Here is a 21,036-nt window from a genome sequence, read left to right on the forward strand (position 1 = left end):
CCGGTGACCTCCATCCTCTTCATCGTATTCCTGCCGCTGCTCGCCGCCATCGTCGCCGGGCTCGGTAACAAGGCGATCGGCTGTGTCCCGGCGAAGGTCATCACGACCGGCGCCCTGTTCGCATCGTGCCTGCTGTCGTGGCCGATCTTCCTCGGCTTCCTTGCCGGCACGAATACGGCGACCGTCGTACCAGTGCTGACCTGGATCGTCAGCGGCGACATGGCGGTCGACTGGAGCCTGCGCGTCGATCAGCTGACCGCGATCATGCTGGTGGTCATCACCAGCGTGTCGGCGCTCGTCCACCTCTATAGCTGGGGCTATATGAGCGAGGACCCGGATCAGCCGCGCTTCTTCGCCTATCTGTCGCTGTTCACCTTCGCGATGCTGATGCTCGTGACGGCCGACACGCTGGTGCAGATGTTCTTCGGCTGGGAAGGCGTCGGCCTCGCCAGCTACCTGCTGATCGGCTTCTGGTTCCGCAAACCCTCGGCCAATGCCGCCGCGATCAAGGCGTTCGTCGTCAATCGCGTCGGCGATCTCGGCTTCATGCTCGGCATCTTCGGCACGTTCCTGGTGTTCGGTACCGTCTCGATCCCCGCGATCCTCGCCGCCGCGCCGGGCATGACCGGATCGACGATCGGCTTCCTCGGCATGCGCGTCGATACGATGACCGTGCTGTGCCTGCTGCTGTTCGTCGGCGCGATGGGCAAGTCGGCGCAGCTCGGCCTGCACACCTGGCTGCCCGACGCGATGGAGGGCCCGACCCCGGTGTCGGCGCTGATCCACGCCGCGACGATGGTCACCGCCGGCGTCTTCATGGTCTGCCGCCTGTCGCCGATGTTCGAAACCTCGCCGGCCGCGCTGCATGTCGTGATGTTCGTCGGCGCGGCGACCTGCCTGTTCGCCGCGACGGTCGGCATGGTGCAGACCGACATCAAGCGCGTCATCGCCTATTCGACCTGTTCGCAGCTCGGCTACATGTTCTTCGCCGCGGGCGTCGGTGCCTATGGCGCGGCGATGTTCCACCTATTCACGCACGCCTTCTTCAAGGCGCTGCTGTTCCTCGGCGCCGGTTCGGTGATCCATGCGATGCATCACGAGCAGGACATGCGCTATTACGGGGGCTTGAGGAAAAGCATTCCGCTGACCTTCTGGGGCATGATGATGGGGACGCTGGCGATCACCGGCGTCGGCCTGCCCGCGGTGTTCGGCAACCCGCTCGGCATCGGGTTCGCAGGCTTCCATTCGAAGGATGCGATCATCGAGGCCGGCTGGGCGGCGGGCGAACCCGGCGTGTGGTTCGTCGGCGTGCTCGTCGCGCTCATCACCAGCTTCTATTCGTGGCGGCTGATGTTCCTGACCTTCTGGGGCAAGCCGCGCTGGGCCGCGTCGGAGCATATCCAGCACGCGCTGCACGATGCGCATGGCCACGGCCATGACGATCACAGTCATGCCGATCACGGCCATGACGCGCATCACGCCGACGAGACGCACGCCAATCCGGCGAAGGCCGAGGACGGCGGCGATCATCCCTCGACGCATGGCGCGTCGCAACAGGATTTGCCCGCGGGCACCGGCGGCTATCATCCGCACGAGAGCCCGTGGCCGATGTTGGTGCCGTTGATCCTCCTCTCGATCGGCGCGATCGCGGCGGGCTTCGTCTTCCACGGCTATTTCATCGAGCCGGAAGCGGGCGAGACCTTCTGGAAGGGCGACATCGCCTTCCGCGAGCATCTGATGCATGCGATGCATGAGGTGCCGACGATCATCAAACTGTCGGCGACGATCGCGATGCTGCTCGGCCTCGGCACGGCATGGTATGCCTATATCAAGGCGCCGCGCTTCCCGGCCGCGGTCGCGGACCAGTTCCGCGTCCTGTACCGCTTCCTCGTCCACAAATATTATTTCGACGAGCTCTATCACCTGATCTTCGTCCGTCCCGCCTTCGCCATCGGCCGCCTGTTGTGGCACCGGGGTGACGAGCAGACGATCGACCGGTTCGGACCGAACGGTTCGGCCTGGGTGGTGCAGCTCTCCAGCCGTCTCGCCGGCCGGCTCCAGAACGGATATGTCTATACCTATGCCTTCGTCATGCTGATCGGTCTGACCGCCGTCGTCACCTGGGCGATCGCACAATGAGCGGGCTGCCCATCCTCTCGATCATGCTGCTGATCCCCGCGGTCGCGGCGATCGCCTGTCTGTTCGTCCCCGCGGCGACCGCGCGCATGGTCGCGCTGGCCGCCACGCTGGTCGATTTTGCCCTCGGCGTGCTGCTCTGGGCGAATTACGACATCGGCGGCGCGCAGTGGCAGTTCGTCGAGCAGGGCCCGCGGCTCGGCTTCTTTGGCTGGGACCTCGGCATCGACGGCTTCGCGCTCATGCTCATCATGCTCAGCGTCTTCCTGATGCCGATCTGTATCGGCGCGAGCTGGCGCGCGATCGAGAAGCGTGTACCGGAATATATGGCGGCGTTCCTGCTGACGGAAACGCTGATGATCGGCACCTTCGCGGCGCAGGACCTGTTCCTGTTCTACCTGTTCTTCGAAGCCGGCCTGATCCCGATGTATCTCATCATCGGCATCTGGGGTGGCGCGAACCGGATCTACGCGTCGTACAAGTTCTTCCTGTACACCCTGCTCGGCTCGCTGCTGATGCTCGTCGCGATGCTTTACATGGCGCAGACCGCCGGTACGTCGAGCATCCCGGCACTGCAGGCCTATGACTTCCCGGCCGGCGTCCAGACCTGGCTGTGGCTTGCTTTCTTCGCCTCGTTCGCGGTGAAGATGCCGATGTGGCCGGTCCACACCTGGCTGCCCGATGCGCACGTGCAGGCGCCGACCGCGGGGTCGGTGATCCTAGCGGGCGTGCTGCTCAAGCTCGGCGGCTACGGCTTCCTGCGCTTCAGCCTGCCGATGTTCCCGGAAGCCAGCGGCGAGCTGACCTGGCTGATCTTCGGCCTGTCGGCGGTGGCGGTGATCTACACCAGCCTCGTCGCGCTGGTGCAGGCCGACATGAAGAAGCTCATCGCTTATTCGTCGGTCGCGCACATGGCGATCGTCACCATCGGCCTCTTCGCCTTCAACCGGCAGGGGATCGAGGGCGCGATGATTATGATGCTCAGCCACGGGCTGGTGTCGGGCGCGCTGTTCCTGTGCGTCGGCGTCATCTACGACCGGCTGCATACGCGCGAGATCAGCCGGTACGGCGGGCTTGCGATCAACATGCCGCGCTATGCGCTGTTCTTCCTGTTCTTCACCATGGCGTCGATCGGCCTGCCGGGAACCAGCGGCTTCGTCGCCGAATTCCTGGCGCTGATGGGCACCTATCAGGTGTCGACCTGGATCGCGCTCCTCTGCACGACCAGCATCATCCTCGGTGCGGCCTATATGCTGTACCTGTATCGCCGCGTCGTCTTCGGCGAGATCAAGTCGGACGACGTGCGCGAGATGCAGGACCTGTCGCATCGCGAACTCTGGCTGCTCGCGCCGATCGCCGCGGTGGCGCTGTGGATGGGTGTCTATCCCGAAAGCTTCCTCAGCCCGATGCGCAAGGATGTCGGCGTGCTGCTCGCCCGGATCGACCGTGCGACGCCGCCGTCCGACTCGCAGCCGACCGCCGGCAAGCCCCTACCTGCGGCCCACGCCGCCGCCCACGGACAAGCGCACTGATGGATTACGCCGCCAATCTCGCCATGACCCTGCCCGAGGTCATCCTCGGACTGGGTGCCGTCGCCCTGATGCTGGTGTCCGCCTGGGGCGGCTCCGCCTCGACGCGCGCGGTGTCCTGGACCGCGGTCGCGATCCTTGCCGGTGCCGGCGTCGCGTTGATCGGCCCCGCCAGCTACGGTGGCTCCGCCTTCGACGGGCTGTACCGGGCCGATGCCTTTGCGGCCTTCGCCAAGGTGCTGATCTTCATCGCCGCGGCGGTCGCGATCCTGATGGCGCCGGACTTCTTCCAGCGGACCAGCGGCGACGATCTGCGTCCGGAATATCCGGTGCTGATCCTGCTGTCCGCGGCCGGCATGGGCATGATGGTGTCGGCAAGCGATCTGCTGACGCTCTACGTCGGGCTCGAATTGCAGAGCCTGTCGGCCTATGTTCTCGCGAGCTTCATGCGCCGCGACACGCGCTCGGCGGAAGCGGGCCTCAAATATTTCGTGCTCGGCGCGCTCGCCAGCGGCATCCTGCTCTACGGCATCAGTCTGGTCTACGGCTTCTCGGGCACCACGCTGTTCGGCGGCATCGCCGCCGCCTATGCGCAGGGCAATTCGCTTGGCCTGTTGTTCGGTCTGGTCTTCGTCTTCGCCGGGATCGCATTCAAGATTTCGGCGGTGCCGTTCCACATGTGGACGCCCGACGTCTATGAGGGCGCGCCGACGCCGGTCACCGCCTTTTTCGCGTCCGCGCCGAAGGTGGCGGCGATGGGCCTCGCCGTCCGCGTCGCGGTCGAGGCGATGGGCCCGGCCACCGACCAGTGGCGCCAGATCGTGATCTTCGCCGCGCTCGCCTCGATCGTGTTGGGTGCGGTGGCGGCGATCGGCCAGACCAACATCAAGCGGCTGCTCGCCTATTCGTCGATCAACAACGTCGGCTTCGCGCTCGTCGGCCTCGCCGCGGGAACGCCGGACGGCGTGTCGGGTGTGCTCGTCTATCTGACGATCTACGTCGCGATGACGCTCGGCTCGTTCCTCGTCGTGCTGCAGATGCGCGATGACGAGGGCCAGCCGGTCGAGGAGATCGTCGCATTGTCCGGCATGTCGCGGACCCGTCCCGGCCTCGCCGCGGCGCTCGCGATCTTCATGTTCAGCCTCGCAGGCATTCCGCCGCTGTTCGGCTTCTACGCGAAGTTCGCGGTGTTCGACGCGGCGGTGAAGGCCGGCCTGTTCCCGCTGGCGGTGATCGGTATCGCCGCCTCGACGATCGGCGCCTATTATTATCTGCGCGTGGTCAAGACGATGTACTTCGACGAACCCGCAGCGGCGTTCCCCAAGGGCAACAGTCCGGTCGAGGGCGGCCTGATCGTCCTGACCGCGGCCTTCGTGTCGCCGCTCGGCTATCTCGCCATTCCGCTGCTCGGCGGCTGGACGATGGCAGCCGCCCGCGCGCTGTTCCCCGCGATTTGACGATCCGCACCGTCGCGGAGACGGGATCGACCAACGCGGATATGCTCCTTCTCGCCCGGCAGGGCGCGGAGGAGGGGTTCTGGCTCCGCGCCGAACGCCAGACCGCCGGGCGCGGGCGGCAGGGCAGGGCGTGGACCGCGCCGCCGGGCAATCTCTCCGCCTCGACGATCGTGCGGCTGAGGCCAAGCGATCCGCCCGCCGCGACGCTGGCGCTGGTCGCTGCGGTCGCGCTGCACGAGGCCGTGGCGGTGTTCGGCGTGGCGGCGCAGCTCAAATGGCCGAACGACCTGCTCTGCGATGGCGCCAAGCTGTCGGGAATCCTGCTCGAACGCAGCGACGACGCGGTGGTCATCGGAATCGGCGTCAATTTGGCCCACCACCCCGACCTGCCCGATCGCCCGGCCACCAGCCTTGCCGCGCACGGCGCGCCGGTCGCCCCGGACGCGTTCCTCGAGGTGCTGGCCGAGGCCTTCGCGCGCTGGCTGGCGCGCTGGCGGGGCGAGGGGCTGGCCGTGGTACGCGCCGCATGGCTCGCTGCGGCGTATCCCGTCGGCACCGCGCTGACCGCACAGATGCCCGACGGCAGCGCGCATGACGGCCTGTTCGACGGGCTCGACGCCGACGGCGCGCTGATCCTGCGCTTGGCGTCGGGGCAACGGCATGTCATTCACGCCGCCGACGTGTTCCTGCTGTGAAGGATTGACGATGCTGCTCGCCGTGGATGCCGGCAACACCAATGTCGTGTTCGCGCTGGTGGAGGGCCGCACCATCAAGGCGCGCTGGCGCATCGCCACCGACCCGCGCCGCACCGCGGACGAATATGCGGTCTGGCTCAGCCAGCTGCTCGCGCTGGAGGGCTATGACCGCGGCCAGGTCGATGCGGTCATCATCGCCACCGTCGTGCCCCGCGCGCTCCACAACCTTCAGGTGCTGGCGCAGAAATATTTCCGGACGGAGGCGCTGATCGCCGGTCGCACGCCGGTCGAATGGGGGATCACCATCGACGTCGACGAACCCGCGAGCCTCGGTGCGGACCGGGCGGTGAACACGATCGCGGCGCATGCGCTGCACGATGGTGACCTGATCGTCATCGACTTCGGCACCGCCACCACCTTCGACGTCAGCGACTATAGTGGCGCTTACAAGGGCGGGATCATCGCGCCCGGCATCAACCTGTCGCTCGACGCGCTGGTCAGCGCTGCGGCCAAGCTGCCGCGCATCGCGATCGAGGCGCCGGCGATCGACAGCGTCATCGGCCGCAACACCGTCGACCAGATGGCCATCGGCGTCTATTTCGGCTATATCGCGATGATCGAAGGGCTGGTCGCGCGGATGAAGGCGGAAATCGGCCGCCCTGCCAAAGTCATCGCAACCGGAGGGCTCGCCACCCTCTTCGAACAGCATACCGACGTGTTCGACGTCATCGAGCCGGACCTCACTATCCAGGGGCTGGCGATCATGTACCAAAACGCCCATATCGAATGAGACGCGCTCGCGCCATCAATCGGCCTGCGGGCGCCACGATATTCCTTGAAAGACATAAATGACACCTAAGAACAACGAGCTTCTCTTCTGCGCCCTCGGCGGTTCCGGCGAGATCGGCATGAACGTCAATCTCTACGGCCATGCCGGCAAATGGCTGATGGTCGATTGCGGCGTGACGTTCGCCGACGCGGCCTATCCCGGCATCGACATCGTCCTGCCCGACCTGTCGTTCATCGAGGATCGCATCGACGACCTCGTCGGCATCGTCCTGACCCATGGACATGAGGATCATATCGGCGCGCTGCCGTATCTGGCCGAGGATCTCGGCGTGCCGCTCTATGCGACGCCGTTCACCGCCGGGCTGATCCGCGGCAAGCTGGAAGAGGAAGGCAACGCCAACCGCGTCAAGCTGCGCGTGATCCAGCCGAACAAGGACACCGGCGTCGCCGGCGTGCAGATCGGCCCGTTCGGCGTCAGCTTCGTCGAACTGTCGCACTCGATCCCCGAACCCAATGCGCTCGTCATCGAGACCAAGGCCGGCCGCGTCTTCCATACCGGCGACTGGAAGCTCGATCCGACCCCGGTGATCGGCAAGCCGGTCAGCGCCGAGCATCTGACGCGGATCGGCGATGCCGGCGTCGACGTGCTGGTCTGCGATTCGACCAACGTCTTCAACAAGGAGGCCTCGGGATCGGAGGCGTCGGTGCGGCAGGGGCTGGCCGAACAGGTCGCCAAGGCGAAGGGCCGCGTGCTCGTCACCACCTTCGCCTCCAACGCTGCGCGTCTCCACACTCTGGGCCAAGTCGCGCGCGAGACGGGGCGCAAATTGTGCGTTACCGGCCGCTCGCTCGACCGGATTCTGAAGGTGGCGCAGGCCACCGGCTATCTGACCGACTTCCCCGACACGGTCGATCCCGACACGGCGATGCGCCTGCCCAAGAACAAGATCCTGATCGTCGCCACCGGCGGCCAGGGCGAACCGCGCGCCGCGCTTGCCCGCGTCGCCGACGGATCGCACACGATCAAGCTCGACATGGGCGACACGGTGATCTTCTCGTCCAAGCAGATTCCGGGCAACGAGGTCGCGATCGGCAAGATCCAGAACACGCTGGCGGGCAAGGGTGTGGTGATGATTACCGAGCGTCAGGCGCACGTCCACGTCTCCGGCCATCCGGGTCGCCCCGAACTCGCGCAGATGTACAAGTGGATCCGCCCGCAGACGCTGATCCCCGTGCATGGCGAGATGCGGCATATGATGGAGCACGCCCGCTTCGCGCTGACCGAGGGCGTGCCGCAGTCGCTGGTGCAGAGCGATGGCGACGTGATCCGCCTGATTCCGGGCAAGCCCGAGAAGATCGGCAACGCCGGCGTCGGCCGGCTTGTGCTGGACGGCGACGTGATCCTGCCCGCCGACGGGTCGACGATCAACGAACGCCGCAAGCTGGCGATCAACGGCCAGATCTCGGTCGCGGTCGCGATCGGGCGCAACGGCCAGCCGCTCGGCCGGCCGCAGATCCGCGTCAACGGCGTGCCGGTCGAGGAAGATCGCGCGGCCTTCGTCGAGGATGCTGCCGATGCCGCCGCTGAAGCCCTGAAGGGTCAGAAGCGGGAGATCGACCGTCGTCGCGAGGACGTGCGCCTCGCCGTCCGTCGTATCGCGACGCGCTGGACCGGCAAGAAGCCGATCGTCGACGTGCTGATCGTCGAGGCCTGACGCCGCCATGAAGTGGACGTCGATGCTGGCGATCTACGTCCTCTTCTGGGCGTTTTCGGTGTTTCTCGTCCTGCCGTGGGGCGTCCGCACCACGGATGAGGCCGGCGGCGACTATGTCGCCGGCCAGGCCGAAAGCGCGCCGCATGAATTCCGGCTCGGCCGGCTTGCGTTACACGTGACGATCGTGGCGACGGCGCTGTTCGCGCTGTTCGTCGCCAACTACCGGTTCGGCTGGGTCACGCCGCAGATGCTCGACCTGTTCAACCGCGATTCGGTCTACGGCCACGGCTGAGGCGCGTCGGGGATGACGGGACGGCCATGTCGCGAGGGGCCGGCTGGAACTACGATCGTGCGGCGATCGGCTGCCAGCCGCTGACGGGTATGAGGCTCGACAGCGGCGCTTTCCAATAATGCCCCTGGAAGGGCTGGTCGAACGTCCGGGCAATGGGCTTTCCCGCCAGCGCACAGAAGAGCAGAGTACCGACCGCGCCATGTGCGACGATCGCAAGATCGCCGCCGTCATGTTCCGAGACGATCTGCGACACGGCGTTATGGACACGCGCCTGGGCATCGATTGCCCGCTCCCATTCCCGGACGCTTGCAGCGGGTTCTGCGAAGAACGCATCCGCGACTTGTTTGAATTCGGCCGGCGGCAGAAAACCGGTAGCGCTCCGATCGTTCTCGCCGAGCGCCTTGGAGACGGACACGCCGAGTCCCAGGGCGGCGGCGAGTATGCCGGCCGCCTCGATCGCCTTCGTTTCCGTGCTGGACCATATGGCACGGACGCCGGAGAGTGCCGGCTGGTGGGCGAAGGTGCGCATCCGCGCGATGCCCGACGCGCTCAGGTGCCAGCGTTCGACGGGCGTCTGCGCGTCGACCACCACCTCCGGGTGGGTGATGAAATACGGATACGACATCCGGGTTTCCTGCTCGGTCGTTGCGCCCCGCGGGCTCAGGATGACCGGCGATCCGGGCGTTGCCGCTGGTAATGTCCGATCAGCGCAGCCGCTCGATCGCCTGGGCGAGCGCCACGTACAATTTGCCCATGTCCGACGACAGCAAAGTGACGCTGAGCGGCGAGCCGTCGCGCTGGGCGAGGATCGTGCGGAGCATGCTCTCGAAATCGTGGATGTAGCGGTTCACCGCCTCGCGGAAGCCGGTGTCGTCGTCGTAGAGCCGCGCGATGTCGCGGGCGTCGCCCGGCTCCAGCACGCGCACCGCGCGCCGCGTGAACACGCCGCGGTCGCCCTTGAGATAGGCCGCCCAGGCGCTGTCCGACACCTCCGGCGCGAACGCCTTGGTGATGTCGATCGAGGCGCTGTGGAGCGATTCGATCAGCAGGGAGGCACGGCGCGCGAAGGTGTCGCGTTCGGCCTCGTCGCGCTCGGTGCGTGCATCCTCGATCCGCGTTTCGACGATCGCTGTCTGGTCGAGGATCTGCTGCACCTGATGCGAGAGCCGTTCGGTCGCCCGCGTCGCGGCGTCGACGGCCTGACCGGTGGCGTCTGCGATCGCGCGCACCTGTCGCTCGACCGTGTCGGTGGTAGCGCGGCGCATCGCCTCCGCGCTTGCCGTCTCGAGCTGGCTGGCGGCGTCGGGAATGACGGTCGCCAGCGTCTCGCGCGCCTTGTCCGCCGCCACCGCGGCGGTGTCGCGGACGCGGAGCAGCGCATCGACCAGCCGCGGCGCGGCCTCCTCGGCGAAGCGGTGGGTGCGGTCGATCGTCTCGTCGACCATCATGCCGAGCGCATCCGCCTTGGCGCGGCCGTCGGTCAGCGTCTGGAGCAGGGTGCCCGACAATTGGTCGAGCGTGCGCCGCTGTTCGGCGATCACGCCGGCGATCGCCTCGATCGCGTCATGCGTGCTCTCCGCCGCGGTGACCAGCGCGAGCAGCTCCGGTTTGGCCGCGATCACCACCTGTTTGCTACCGGCGATCTTGGCGTCGAGCCGGGTCAGCGCGTCGGGCAGGGTCTCGTCGATTTCGCGTGCCGCCGCGTCGAGCGCGATCAGCAGCGATTCGGTCGTCCCGATCGTCCGCGTCGCCATCGCATCGCCGGCACGCAGCGCCTCGGTCATCGCATCGGCCGAGCCGCCGAGCGCACTGATCGAGGCTGCAAGCAATTGCGACCGCTCGACGCCCTGCGTGTGGAGCGTGTCAAGCCGCGTCTCGACCCGGCCGATCCCGGCGTCGAGCCCGGCGAGCAGCGAATCGCTTGCCGAACGCTGCCCCTCGAGCCGCAGGGTGACGCGGTCGATCACGTCCTCCACCGCGGTGATCCGCTCGGCGAGCGCATCGGCGCTGTCGCGCGCGGCGCTGTCGAGCGCGGCCTGATTGGCGCGCAGCATCGCGAGCATCGCATCGCCTTGTGCCGCAATCCCCTTGCGCGCCTCGTCCACGGCATCGGCGGTGCGGCCGAGCAGGGCGTCGACCGCGGACGACATGTCGCCGGTCACCGCCTCCAGCCGTGCGCCGGCGGTTTCGCTGGTCGCCTCCATCCGTGCGATATGCGCCGCGAGCTTCTGCGCGGCACTGCCCGCGACCAGATCGGCGTCGCGGCCACGTTCGGCGAGTGCGGCGAGCTGCGCTTCCAGTGCGGCGGCATGGCCACTCGCCGACAGGCCGGTATCGTCGAGCAGGCGCTGGACCTCCGCCACCTCCGCATGCGCGCGGGGCAGCGAGGCGAGCAGCACGCCGAGGCTGCCCTGCGCGTCGGCCGCGGCGCGCGACAGGGCGCCCGCATGCGCGTCGGCCTGACCGATCTCCGCAGACAGACCCCGGCCGATTCCCGCCAGCCGTTCGCTGGCGCCGTCGCCCATCGCCATCAATGTGGTGATCTGCGTGGCGAGTTCGCGCCGGTTGGCGTCGAGCGAGCGGGACAGCAATGCGACGGTACGTTCGAGATTGGCCGCCTCGGCCCGCATGCCCTGCGCCGTGCCGCGGAACCGTCGCGCCTCGCGCCGGCTGGTCCGCATGCCGAGCAGGTAGGCGATGCCGACCAGCGCCGGCACGACGGCGAGTGCCGCGAGGAACTGCACCAGCGCGACGGGGGCGAGCAGGGGGATCTGGTCGCGGGCGATCCATGCCATGCCGCCCAGCCACGCGACGCAGACCAGCACCGCGATCAGCGGTGCGATCCAGGCGTTGGTGCGACCCGGCTCGGGCTCGACCGCCTCGGTCCACACATGCGTGCCGTCGTCCGCATCGGCGCCGGCGATGCCGTGATGGTCGCCATAATCGTGGACGTCGCTGTGTGCGGCGGCTTCCGCCCGCATGTCGATTATCATGGAACCCCCGTTCTTCGGCGGCGAACTTAACCGGCTTCGCCCGCACCATAAAGCGAAACCGCAACACTTGATTAAGCACCGTCGCGTTACAGGCTCGTCATGGCTTATGATCCGGGAGCGATCGATGCGGCACTGGCCGCGGCAGTGGGGGACGAACCCGCTCTGATCGCGGAGCTGCGGCTGGCGTTCGTCGAGAGCGCGCAGCGGGCGCTGGCGGCGATGGAGGCGGCCGACGGGCGCGACGCATGGCGAGAGGCGGCGGCGCGGATGAAGGGGCTGGCGGCGAGCTTCGGTGCGGTGCGCCTGATGGCGCTCGCAGCGCAGGCGGCGGACCTGCCGCACGACGGCGCGATGCTGGCGAAGCTGCGGCGCTCCGTCGCGCGACTCTGACGCCGGATCGTCACGATCGCTCGGGCGAGCCTTCGTAATGACCTAGGCATGGGCCGCATCACCGCCTAACAGCGGCGGGATGCTCGCCGGCCTTCTCTTCGCCATGCACGATGCGGACGATCGGCCCGCGATGTTGACCGCCACGCTGCCGTTCGGTGGCGTGACGCTGATCGAATATCAGGCACGCCTGCTGATCGCGGCGGGGGCGTCTCAGATCGTCATCCTCGTCGCGCGTCTGACCCCCGAATTGCTTGGCGCGATCAGCCGTATCGGCAAGCGTGGCGTCGCCGTCGACACGGTGCGCACCGCGGCGGAGGCGGCGGCGAAACTGCACCCGCTCGCCCGCGTGCTGATGCTCGCCGATGGCCTGACCACGACCGAGGACGTACTGGCGGTGCTGGCGCGCGAGGGCAGCGACGCGCTGCTGGTGATGCCGGAGGATCAGGCGACCGGCGGGTACGAACGCGTCGGCAGCGGCATGGTGTGGGCGGGCGTCGCCCGGCTCGATCCGGCGCGGCTCGGCGAACTCGCCGCCATGCCGCGCGACTATGACGTGCAATCGACCCTGGTCCGTCTCGCCTCGCAGGCGCGGGCGGTGCACGTGCTGCTCCCGCAGGAGGCGGTGCGCGGCGGCCATGGCGTCGGCCATGCCGGCGCGGCGCTCGAGGCGCGGGGCCGGACGGTGATGGCGGCGATGATCTCCGGCCGCAACGGCTGGTTCGAACGGTTCGTCACCGCGCCGCTGGCGCGTGCCGTCATTCCCCTGCTGGTGCCGCGGACGGTGCCGGTGGTCGCGGTCGCCGGCGGTGCCGGGGCGATCGGCGTGGCCGGACTGGCGCTGACCCTGTTCGACCAGCCCGTGTCGGGACTGCTGCTGGCGTTGCTCGCCACGCTCGGTCTGTCGCTCGCCGCGGCGCTGGCCGACCTGCGCGACGAATCGGCCAGCCAGCGCCTGCTCGATCTGGCGGCGAAGCTGCTGCCGGCGGGCGCGGCGATCCTCTATGGCGTTCAGGCGACGCAGTTCAGCGGCGACCGGGCGGCGGAGATCCTCGGGATTGGGCTCGTGCTGCTCGCCGTGCTCGGTGAGCGCGCGCTGGGCACGCGGCCGCGCCGGTTGTGGTGGGGCAGTGCGCCCGCCTATCTCGGCTGCACGTGGCTGGGCGCGCTGTTCGCCGCGCCGGTGACCGGGCTGGGCCTGGCGGCGATCTATGCCGCCGCGACATTGACCGCCGCGATCGAACGATTGCGACGGGAGCCTTAGCGCTGTCTTAATGATGGAAGGGTAGTCGTCAGGCCATGTCGGTCGGACCGGAACAGGCGGAGCGCGAGGCGCTCGGCACACGCATTACCGCTGCACGCCGGCTCGGCGGGCTGGCGGACGCGCGCCTGACCGGGGCGATCGCCGATTTCTTCCTCGCGGATGATGGCCGCCTCGACGAACGCACCCGGATCGATCTGGGACGCGTGCTCGCTGCGGTGGTGCAGGGGATCGAAACCGCGATCCGCCGCCACGGCGCCCGCGTGCTGTCGGCGCACGGCGCGGACGTGCAGGCGGAGCGGCTGCTGCGCGGGCATGAGGACGTGATGCGGCGCCTGTCGCGCGCCGGCCTGTTGCGCGACCGGCAGCTGATGGACGAACTGATCGCGCAGGTCCGGTGCGAGCGGATCGCCGCCGAACTGCCGCCCGCCGCCGCCGCGCGCGAGCAGGCGAGCCTGCTGGTCCGCCTCGCCGAGGTCGACGATGGCGTCGTCGCGGCCGCGGCGCGCGCGCTGCTCGCCGCGGAGGCCCGTCGCCGGTCCGCGGCCGAACAGGGCCTGTTGCCGGCAGAATTGCATCACCAGTTGATCTGGTGGGTCGCCGCCTCGATCCGCGAGGGGCAGGTCGCGGCGGGTGGCGAAGATCCGGCGGTGGATCGCGCGATCGTCGAGGCGGCGCAGCGCAGTCTCGCCGCGCATGACGAAGGGCAGCGGCCGGAAGCGATCGCGATGCGCCTCGCCTCGGCGATCGATGCGCGGGCGGACGAACTCGGCGGCCTGCTGGTCGACGCGCTCGGCGATCGGTGCCTGCTGCTGTTCGTTGCCGTGCTCGGCCGCGCCGTCGATCTCGATTTCACCGGCGCGCGGGCGATCGTGCTCGAACCCGAAGGCGACCGGCTGTGGCTCGCGCTCCGCGCGGCCGATCTCGACCGGCAGACGATCGCGCGCATCGCGCTGGCACTCGCCGATGCCGATCCGCGCCGCGATATCGAGCGCTTCGCCGACGATCTCGATGCGATCGCCGCGATTGCGCCGGAGGCGGCGCGATCGGCGCTGGCCCCGCTGACGCTGCACCACGACCTGCGGCTGGCGATCGACGCCCTCGCGCGGGAGGCGATGCGATGAGGGCGGACGGCATTCCCGACCTGCCGGTCAGTCACGCGACGCTGGATTCCGACGGGCGTCTGCTCACCGCCGACCCGGCACTGATGGCGCTCAACGACAATGCCGGCGGGGCGCCGGGCGCGATGCTGGCGATCCCGCAACTCGCGACGGTGGCGCGACTGGCACGGCGGCTCGGCATCCTCGTGTCGCGCGGCGTGACCGTTGCCGATCTCGACACGGACCTCGACCTGTGGGTGCGCGTGCAGCCCGAGGGCGACGGCCTGCGCATGGCGGTGAGCGGCTGGCGCGAGGTGCGCCCCCGCTTCGTCGCGACGGCTCCGGCCGCGCCGCTGGTCGAGGATGGCGATCTGATGTGGGAAACCGATGGCGCGTTGCGCCTGACCTTCGTCGCGATCGATCCCGCGCGGCGGCTCGGCATCGACGCCTTCTCACTGCTCGGACAGCCCCTGACCGCCCTCTTCGCACTGGATGCGGCGGGCGATGGCGCGCTGCCGATCCTCGCCGCGGTCGCCCAGCGCAAGGCGCTGCGCGAGCAACGCGCGACGCTGCGCCCGGATGGCGCGCCGATGCTGCTGACCGCGCAGGTCAGACAGGATGCGAGCGGCGAGTTCGCCGGCCTCTCGGGCATCGCCCGTGCCGCCAACGTGCCGACGCTGACCGAGCCGTCCGCTCCCGCGATTTCCGCCGCGTTCACCGGCGGCCTCGACAAGGCCCTGCGCGGGCCGCTCGCGCGGATCATCGCGCATGCCGACACGATCCATGCCGAGGCGGAGGGGCCCGTCCAGCAGGATTACGTCGCGTATGCCTCCGACATCGCCAATGCCGGGCGGCATCTGCTCGGGCTGGTCGACGATCTGGTCGACCTGCAGGCGGTCGAGTGCGAGGATTTCGCGCTGGTCCCCGAAGCGGTCGATCTGGCCGATGTCGCGCGCCGGGCCGCGGGTCTGCTCGCGGTGCGGGCCGGCAACGCCGGCGTCGCCATCGCGCGGCCGTTGCCCGACCTGCGCGTCGACGCCTCGGGGGATTTCCGCCGGGCGCTGCAGATCATGGTCAATCTGATCGGCAATGCCGTCCGCTATTCGCCCGAAGGCGGCGTGGTCACCGTTACTGCGACCCGGCTCGGCGACCGGGCCGAGGCGATCGTCGCAGATCAGGGCAAGGGCATCGCACCGGAGGATCAGGCACGCATCTTCGAGAAGTTCGAGCGGGTCGATCCGTCGGAGGCGGGCGGCAACGGCCTCGGCCTCTATATCGCGCGGCGACTGGCGCGCGCGATGGGCGGCGATCTGACGGTGGAGAGCATGCCCGGCGACGGTGCGCGGTTCACGCTGACGCTGCCGGTCTGAGGTCCGGTCTGAGGTCTTCGGGCGGGAGCGGTGCCGCCGCTAGCGGCGCATCCGCCGCGCGACGAGGATCAGCAGCAGTCCGGCGACCGCCAGTGCCGCGCCGCGGTCCGCCCATGGCCGCTGGTCGAGCATGAAGCTCGACTGCGGCCAGTGGACGTAGCCGAGGCCCTGGGCGATCCAGAGCATCCCCATCAGCGTCAGGAGGACGCCAACGGAGAGCAGGACCGGCCGGGCGCGGCGCATCAGCGCTGCTCGACCGGAACGTAGGACCGCTGCGTCGGGCCGGTGTACAGCTGGCGCGGACGGCCGATCTTCTGGTCGGGATCGGTAATCATCTCGTTCCACTGCGCGACCCAGCCGACGGTACGGGCGAGGGCGAACAACACCGTGAACATCTCGGTCGGGAAGCCGATCGCCGACAGGATCACGCCCGAATAGAAATCGACGTTCGGGAACAGCTTCTTCTCGATGAAATATTCGTCGTTGAGCGCCAGCTCTTCCAGCCGCAGCGCGGTGTCGAACAGCGGATCGTTGACCTTCAGCGCGTCGAACACCTCGCGCACCGTCTTCTGCATCACGGTCGCGCGCGGATCGTAGTTCTTGTAGACGCGATGGCCGAAGCCCATCAGGCGGAACGGATCGTTCTTGTCCTTGGCGCGGGCGATATATTCCGGAATGCGCTCGGGCGTGCCGATCTCGCGCAGCATGTTGAGCGCCGCCTCGTTCGCGCCGCCGTGCGCCGGACCCCAGAGGCAGGCGATGCCCGCCGCGATGCAGGCGAACGGATTGGCGCCCGACGACCCGGCGAGACGCACGGTCGAGGTGGAGGCATTCTGTTCGTGGTCGGCATGGAGGATGAAGATCCGGTCCATCGCCTTCTCGACCGCCGGATTGACCTCATATTGCTCGGCGGGGACGCCGAACGTCATGCGCAGGAAGTTGCCGGTGTAGCTGAGCGAATTGTCCGGATACAGGAACGGCTGGCCGACGCTGTACTTGTAGGCCATCGCCGCGATCGTCGGGATCTTCGCGATCAGGCGATGCGACGCGATCGTGCGCTGCACCGGATCGTGGATGTCGGTGGAATCGTGATAGAAGGCCGACAGCGCACCGACGACGCCGCACATGATCGCCATCGGATGCGCGTCGCGACGGAAGCCGCGGAAGAAGGCCGCAAGCTGTTCGTGCACCATCGTATGGCGCGTGATCGTGTTGTTGAACCCGCTCAGCTCGTCCGCCGACGGCAGTTCGCCGTTGAGCAGCAGATAGGCGACCTCCATGAAGCTCGAATTCTCGGCCAGTTCGCCGATCGGATAGCCGCGGTGCAGCAGCACGCCTTCGTCGCCGTCGATATAGGTCAGCGCCGACTGGCACGACGCGGTCGAGGTGAAGCCCGGATCGTAGGTGAACGACCCCGTCTGCGCGTAGAATTTGCGGATATCGACGACGTCGGGCCCGACAGAGCCGGACATGACCGGATATTCGAGGTCCTTGCCATCCAGGGAAACTTTGGCGGCTTCGGTCATGTCGTTGTCCTTCCTATCAGGCTGCCATTTTGTCCGCGATCCGGCCGAGGCTTTCCTCTTTGCCGAGAAGCGCGAGCACGTCGAAGATGCCGGGCGATGTCTTGCGCCCGGTGAGAGCGGCGCGGAGCGGCTGGGCGACCTGGCCGAGCTTGACGCCCTGGCTGTCGGCCACCTGCCGTACCGCTGCTTCGATCGCCTCCTGATCCCACTGCTGCACCGCGTCAAGCGCGGCGTGCAGTGCAGCGAGAACGCGGGGTGCGTCGCCGCCGAGCAGGTCCAGAGCGGGCTGATCCATATCGAGCGGGCGGACCGCGAACAGGAAGCGCGCACCCTCGCTCAATTCGTTCAAGTTGGCGGCACGGGCCTTCAGCACCGGCATCGCACGGGTCAGCAGGTCCGTATCCGGATAGCCGCCGATGGCCGCGACCAGGCCGGCAAGGCGGGCATCGTCTGCGGCGCGGATGTAATGGCCGTTCAGGTTTTCGAGCTTCTTGAGGTCGAAGCGGGACGGGCTCTTGCCGACGCCGGCGAGGTCGAACCATTCGGTCGCCTGTTCGCGGCTGATGATCTCGTCGTCGCCATGGCCCCAGCCGAGGCGCAGCAGGTAATTGTCGAACGCCTCCGGCAGGATGCCGAGTTCGTCGCGATAGGCCTCGATCCCGACCGCGCCGTGGCGCTTCGACAGCTTGGCGCCGTCGGTGCCATGGATCAGCGGGATGTGCGCATAGACCGGCTCGGGCCAGCCGTTCGCCGTGTAGATCGGCAGCTGACGGAAGGCGTTGTTGAGATGGTCGTCGCCGCGGATGACGTGGGTCACGCCCATGTCGTGATCGTCGACCACCACCGCGAGCATATAGGTCGGCGTGCCGTCGGAGCGCAGCAGAATGAGGTCGTCGAGTTCGGCATTCTGGACCGTCACCGAACCCTGCACGCGGTCGGCAATCGTCGTTGCGCCCTCGCGTGGGGCCTTGAGGCGGACGACGAACGGCTGGCCGGACGGCGCGGTCGCCGGGTCGGCATCGCGCCACGGGCTGCGGATTCGCAGCGGCTTCTTCGCCGCCTGCGCCTCGGCACGCTGCGCCGCAATCTCGTCCTGCGTCATGTAGCAGCGATAGGCATGGCCGTTCGCCACCATCTGGTGCGCGACCTCGGCATGGCGGTCGGCGCGCGCGAACTGGAAGACGGCCTCGCCGTCCCAGTCGATGCCGAGCCAAGTGAGGCCCGACAGGATCGCATCGATCGCCGGCTGCGTCGAACGGGCGCGATCGGTGTCCTCGATCCGCAACAGGAACTTGCCGCCGTGATGGCGCGCGAACAGCCAGTTGAACAGCGCGGTCCGCGCGCCGCCCAGATGCAGATAGCCGGTCGGCGACGGCGCGAAGCGCGTGACGATGCCATTCGTATCGGATGACGCCGGGGCCGCAGCCTGGTCGGTGCCGAGATTGTCAGTTGCGCCCAACCGCGCGTGCTCCCAAGGTTCGAAATGTGATGGCCAGTCCAGCCGCCGCGGCCCCTAGCACGCGCTCGGTGCGCCTTCAAATCCCGCGCGCGCACCGCGGGTTGCGCGACGGTATCGAAGCATGGCTGGAGGCGGAGCGCGACCAGATCGTCCTGTGGGCGCCGGTCGCCTTCGGTGGCGGCATCGCGATCTGGTTCCTGCTGCCCGATGCGCGCGGCTGGCTGTCGGCGATGCTGTCATGCGTCGCCGTCGGGCTCGGCGGTATGGCGACCGGCACCGGCGGGCGGCTGGCGCGGATACTGGCCATCGGCGGCCTCCTTTGTGCGGGCGGTATCGCGCTCGTCTGGTGGCGGGCGGACCGGGTCGCGGCGCCTGTCCTCGCGCGGCCGGTCGTCGTCGCCTTCACCGCCACCGTCGAGCGGGTCGAGCCGCTGGCCGCCCGCGACCGCGTGCGGCTGACGCTGTTGCCCGATGCCGGGGCTGGCCTGCCGCGGCGGGTGCGGGTCAATCTGGCGACCGGCGACGCGCCCGTGGGAGCGGGCGAGGGCGCGCGGATCGGCCTGCGCGCCCGACTGATGCCGCCGCCCGCGGCTGCGGTGCCGGGTGCGCACGATTTCGCACGCGTCGCCTGGTTCGCCGGAATCGGTGCGACCGGCCGCGGCTTCGCGCCGGTCACGGTGATCGCTCCCGGCGCGGGGCAGGGCGGGCTGCGGACGCGGCTGACCGCGCATATCACGTCGCGGCTCGACGGCAGCCGCGGCGGCATCGCGGCGGCGCTCGCCACCGGCGACGAGGGCGCGATCGCGTCGGTCGATTCGGAGGCGATGCGCCGCGCCGGCCTCGCCCATCTGCTGTCGGTGAGCGGCCTGCACATCACCGCGGTGGTGGCGGCGACGATGCTGCTCGTCCTGCGGCTGCTGGCGCTGTCGCCGTGGCTGGCGATCCGTCTTCGCCTGCCGCTGGTCGCGGCCGCGGCGGGCGCGCTGGCGGCGATCGGCTATACGTTGCTGACCGGCAGCCAGGTGCCGACGATCCGGTCGTGCGTCGCGTCGCTGCTCGTGCTCGTCGCGCTGACGATGGGACGCGAGGCGATGACGCTGCGGCTGGTCGCAGCGGGCGCGATGATCGTGCTGCTCGCCTGGCCCGAGGCGCTGGTCGGCGCGAGTTTCCAGCTGTCCTTCGCCGCGATCGCCGCGATCGTCGCGCTGCACGAGCATCCCGCCGTGCAGGACTGGTTCGCGCCGCGGGAAGAGGGGTGGGGGTTGCGCCTGGTGCGGGGGCTGGGATCGCTGCTGCTGACCGGGCTGGTGGTCGAGGCGGCGCTGATGCCGATCGCGGTCTATCATTTCCACAAGGCGGGCCTGTACGGCGCGGCGGCGAACATCGTCGCGATCCCGCTGACCACCTTCGTCGTCATGCCGCTGGACGCGGCGGCGTTGCTGTTCGACACGGTCGGGCTCGGCGCGCCTTTGTGGTGGCTGACCGACCTCGCGTTGCAAATCTTGCTCGGTCTCGCCCATCTAGTGGCGAATGCGCCGGGCGCGTCGGTGGCGCTGCCGTCGATGCCGGTCGCCGCATTCGGGACGATGGTCGCGGGCGGGCTGTGGCTGGCGCTGTGGCGGACGCGCGTGCGGTGGTTCGGCTGGCTGCCGCTGGCGGTGGGGGCATCCTGGGCGGTGCTGACCCCCGCGCCCGACCTGCTGGTGACAGGCGACGGGCGGCATCTGGCGGTGCGGGTGGATGGCGGGCTGGCGCTGCTGCGCGATCGGGCCGGGGACTATACGCGCACGATGCTGGCCGAGAATGGCGGGATCGACGGTGAACCGGCGTTGCTGGCGGATCAGGCGGCGGCGCGCTGTACGCCGGATGCGTGCGCCGTCGATGTGCGTGCGGAAGGGCGGGCGTGGCGGGTGCTGGCGACGCGCAGCGGCTATCCGGTTGCGTGGCGGACGCTGGTGGCCGCGTGCCGCTCGGCTGATATCGTGGTGAGCGAACGCCGCCTGCCGCGGGGCTGCATCCCGCGCTGGCTGAAGCTCGATGCGGCGATGCTGCGTACGACCGGCGGCGTCGCGGTGACGTTCGCCGGTGGCCGGGTGCGCACCGTGCGAACGCCGGGCGACCGTCACCCTTGGCTCGTGCCCGCGACGGTCATGCCGTTCCGCGTGGCGCGATTCGATGGCGGGCGCGAGGTGCGACGCCGCGCGCTACAGCGACGCCGCGACTGATCGGCCGTCATCGCGAGCGCCGCGAACCAATCCAGAGCCGGGTTTAGGACGACCGGGATTGCTTCGCGGCGCTCGCGATGACGGTTCGAGAGGCCCGAGCGG

The 21,036-nt window shown here is 68.9% G+C and carries 17 protein-coding genes; 12 read left to right on the forward strand and 5 right to left on the reverse strand.

What is annotated here, in order from left to right; genetic code table 11:
• Nucleotides 1-3 precede the first annotated feature (3 nt).
• The 7 genes from nuoL to B2515_RS13795 are packed head-to-tail and all read left to right on the forward strand — an operon-like array spanning nucleotide 4 to nucleotide 8,613.
• Nucleotides 4-2,139 carry an NADH-quinone oxidoreductase subunit L gene (gene nuoL / locus B2515_RS13765; protein ID WP_293877199.1) on the forward strand — a complete coding sequence of 712 codons (2,136 nt, stop codon included), beginning with the start codon at nucleotides 4-6 and terminating at the stop codon, nucleotides 2,137-2,139.
• The gene (locus tag B2515_RS13770; protein ID WP_293877201.1) at nucleotides 2,136-3,668 is read left to right on the forward strand and encodes an NADH-quinone oxidoreductase subunit M; all 1,533 of its coding nucleotides are present in this window, start codon (nucleotides 2,136-2,138) and stop codon (nucleotides 3,666-3,668) included. The genes nuoL and B2515_RS13770 overlap by 4 nt, the downstream gene beginning before the upstream one ends.
• On the forward strand, nucleotides 3,668-5,122 hold the full coding sequence (gene nuoN / locus B2515_RS13775; protein ID WP_293877203.1) for an NADH-quinone oxidoreductase subunit NuoN: 1,455 nt from the start codon (nucleotides 3,668-3,670) through the stop codon (nucleotides 5,120-5,122). Before B2515_RS13770 ends, nuoN begins: the two co-directional genes overlap by 1 nt.
• Entirely contained in the window at nucleotides 5,119-5,817 is a 699-nt protein-coding gene (locus B2515_RS13780; protein WP_293877205.1) for a biotin--[acetyl-CoA-carboxylase] ligase, read from the forward strand. The genes nuoN and B2515_RS13780 overlap by 4 nt, the downstream gene beginning before the upstream one ends.
• A 10-nt stretch (nucleotides 5,818-5,827) precedes the next feature.
• Nucleotides 5,828-6,607 (forward strand): type III pantothenate kinase, encoded by a 780-nt coding sequence (locus B2515_RS13785; RefSeq protein ID WP_293877207.1) that lies wholly within the window; start codon nucleotides 5,828-5,830, stop codon nucleotides 6,605-6,607.
• Between the two features lie 58 nt (nucleotides 6,608-6,665).
• Entirely contained in the window at nucleotides 6,666-8,321 is a 1,656-nt protein-coding gene (locus tag B2515_RS13790) for a ribonuclease J (RefSeq protein WP_293877209.1), read from the forward strand.
• Nucleotides 8,322-8,328: 7 nt separating this feature from the next.
• Nucleotides 8,329-8,613 carry a DUF1467 family protein gene (locus B2515_RS13795; protein ID WP_293877210.1) on the forward strand — a complete coding sequence of 95 codons (285 nt, stop codon included), beginning with the start codon at nucleotides 8,329-8,331 and terminating at the stop codon, nucleotides 8,611-8,613.
• A 49-nt stretch (nucleotides 8,614-8,662) separates the two neighbouring features.
• Here the strand turns inward: B2515_RS13795 and B2515_RS13800 are convergent, their stop codons facing one another.
• On the reverse strand, nucleotides 8,663-9,238 hold the full coding sequence (locus tag B2515_RS13800; RefSeq protein ID WP_293877211.1) for a histidine phosphatase family protein: 576 nt from the start codon (nucleotides 9,236-9,238) through the stop codon (nucleotides 8,663-8,665).
• 79 nt (nucleotides 9,239-9,317) lie between these two features.
• Complete coding sequence (locus B2515_RS13805) at nucleotides 9,318-11,606, reverse strand: hypothetical protein (protein ID WP_293877213.1); 2,289 nt, start codon at nucleotides 11,604-11,606, stop codon at nucleotides 9,318-9,320.
• A gap of 99 nt (nucleotides 11,607-11,705) precedes the next feature.
• Between B2515_RS13805 and B2515_RS13810 the strand changes: the two genes are divergently transcribed.
• The 4 genes from B2515_RS13810 (at nucleotide 11,706) to B2515_RS13825 (ending at nucleotide 15,724) form a co-directional block, all read left to right on the forward strand.
• On the forward strand, nucleotides 11,706-11,996 hold the full coding sequence (locus tag B2515_RS13810; RefSeq protein WP_293877215.1) for an Hpt domain-containing protein: 291 nt from the start codon (nucleotides 11,706-11,708) through the stop codon (nucleotides 11,994-11,996).
• 130 nt (nucleotides 11,997-12,126) lie between these two features.
• Complete coding sequence (locus tag B2515_RS13815; protein ID WP_293877217.1) at nucleotides 12,127-13,257, forward strand: hypothetical protein; 1,131 nt, start codon at nucleotides 12,127-12,129, stop codon at nucleotides 13,255-13,257.
• Nucleotides 13,258-13,292: 35 nt separating this feature from the next.
• A complete protein-coding gene (locus B2515_RS13820; RefSeq protein ID WP_293877219.1) occupies nucleotides 13,293-14,378 on the forward strand; it encodes a DUF2336 domain-containing protein in 1,086 nt (361 codons plus the stop codon).
• Nucleotides 14,375-15,724, forward strand: coding sequence for a sensor histidine kinase (locus B2515_RS13825; protein WP_293877220.1), 1,350 nt, complete (start codon nucleotides 14,375-14,377; stop codon nucleotides 15,722-15,724). Before B2515_RS13820 ends, B2515_RS13825 begins: the two co-directional genes overlap by 4 nt.
• 39 nt (nucleotides 15,725-15,763) lie before the next feature.
• On the opposite strand, the gene B2515_RS13830 is transcribed toward B2515_RS13825, so the two are convergent.
• From B2515_RS13830 to gltX, 3 genes are read right to left on the reverse strand one after another with little or no spacing between them, the layout of a single operon-like run.
• On the reverse strand, nucleotides 15,764-15,967 hold the full coding sequence (locus B2515_RS13830) for a hypothetical protein (protein WP_293877221.1): 204 nt from the start codon (nucleotides 15,965-15,967) through the stop codon (nucleotides 15,764-15,766).
• A complete protein-coding gene (locus B2515_RS13835) occupies nucleotides 15,967-17,250 on the reverse strand; it encodes a citrate synthase (RefSeq protein WP_293877223.1) in 1,284 nt (427 codons plus the stop codon). Before B2515_RS13835 ends, B2515_RS13830 begins: the two co-directional genes overlap by 1 nt.
• Before the next feature lie 16 nt (nucleotides 17,251-17,266).
• Complete coding sequence (gltX, locus tag B2515_RS13840) at nucleotides 17,267-18,643, reverse strand: glutamate--tRNA ligase (protein WP_293877650.1); 1,377 nt, start codon at nucleotides 18,641-18,643, stop codon at nucleotides 17,267-17,269.
• A gap of 95 nt (nucleotides 18,644-18,738) precedes the next feature.
• Between gltX and B2515_RS13845 the strand changes: the two genes are divergently transcribed.
• Nucleotides 18,739-20,934 carry a ComEC/Rec2 family competence protein gene (locus B2515_RS13845; RefSeq protein ID WP_414711402.1) on the forward strand — a complete coding sequence of 732 codons (2,196 nt, stop codon included), beginning with the start codon at nucleotides 18,739-18,741 and terminating at the stop codon, nucleotides 20,932-20,934.
• Nucleotides 20,935-21,036 lie beyond the last annotated feature (102 nt).

The sequence above is a fragment of the Sphingomonas sp. UBA978 genome (assembly GCF_002292295.1).
Taxonomy (GTDB): Bacteria; Pseudomonadota; Alphaproteobacteria; order Sphingomonadales; family Sphingomonadaceae; genus Sphingomonas.

What these genes read in the sequence shown, in the direction of transcription:
- B2515_RS13835 (WP_293877223.1), bottom strand. Translation starts at nt 17,250, where the DNA reads ATGACCGAAGCCGCCAAAGTTTCCCTGGATGGCAAGGACCTCGAATAT.
- B2515_RS13810 (WP_293877215.1), top strand. Translation starts at nt 11,706, where the DNA reads ATGGCTTATGATCCGGGAGCGATCGATGCGGCACTGGCCGCGGCAGTG.
- nuoN (WP_293877203.1), top strand. Translation starts at nt 3,668, where the DNA reads ATGGATTACGCCGCCAATCTCGCCATGACCCTGCCCGAGGTCATCCTC.
- B2515_RS13805 (WP_293877213.1), bottom strand. Translation starts at nt 11,606, where the DNA reads ATGATAATCGACATGCGGGCGGAAGCCGCCGCACACAGCGACGTCCAC.
- B2515_RS13785 (WP_293877207.1), top strand. Translation starts at nt 5,828, where the DNA reads ATGCTGCTCGCCGTGGATGCCGGCAACACCAATGTCGTGTTCGCGCTG.
- B2515_RS13815 (WP_293877217.1), top strand. Translation starts at nt 12,127, where the DNA reads ATGTTGACCGCCACGCTGCCGTTCGGTGGCGTGACGCTGATCGAATAT.
- B2515_RS13800 (WP_293877211.1), bottom strand. Translation starts at nt 9,238, where the DNA reads ATGTCGTATCCGTATTTCATCACCCACCCGGAGGTGGTGGTCGACGCG.
- B2515_RS13820 (WP_293877219.1), top strand. Translation starts at nt 13,293, where the DNA reads ATGTCGGTCGGACCGGAACAGGCGGAGCGCGAGGCGCTCGGCACACGC.
- B2515_RS13845 (WP_414711402.1), top strand. Translation starts at nt 18,739, where the DNA reads ATGGCCAGTCCAGCCGCCGCGGCCCCTAGCACGCGCTCGGTGCGCCTT.
- B2515_RS13830 (WP_293877221.1), bottom strand. Translation starts at nt 15,967, where the DNA reads ATGCGCCGCGCCCGGCCGGTCCTGCTCTCCGTTGGCGTCCTCCTGACG.
- B2515_RS13770 (WP_293877201.1), top strand. Translation starts at nt 2,136, where the DNA reads ATGAGCGGGCTGCCCATCCTCTCGATCATGCTGCTGATCCCCGCGGTC.
- B2515_RS13825 (WP_293877220.1), top strand. Translation starts at nt 14,375, where the DNA reads ATGAGGGCGGACGGCATTCCCGACCTGCCGGTCAGTCACGCGACGCTG.
- B2515_RS13790 (WP_293877209.1), top strand. Translation starts at nt 6,666, where the DNA reads ATGACACCTAAGAACAACGAGCTTCTCTTCTGCGCCCTCGGCGGTTCC.
- B2515_RS13795 (WP_293877210.1), top strand. Translation starts at nt 8,329, where the DNA reads ATGAAGTGGACGTCGATGCTGGCGATCTACGTCCTCTTCTGGGCGTTT.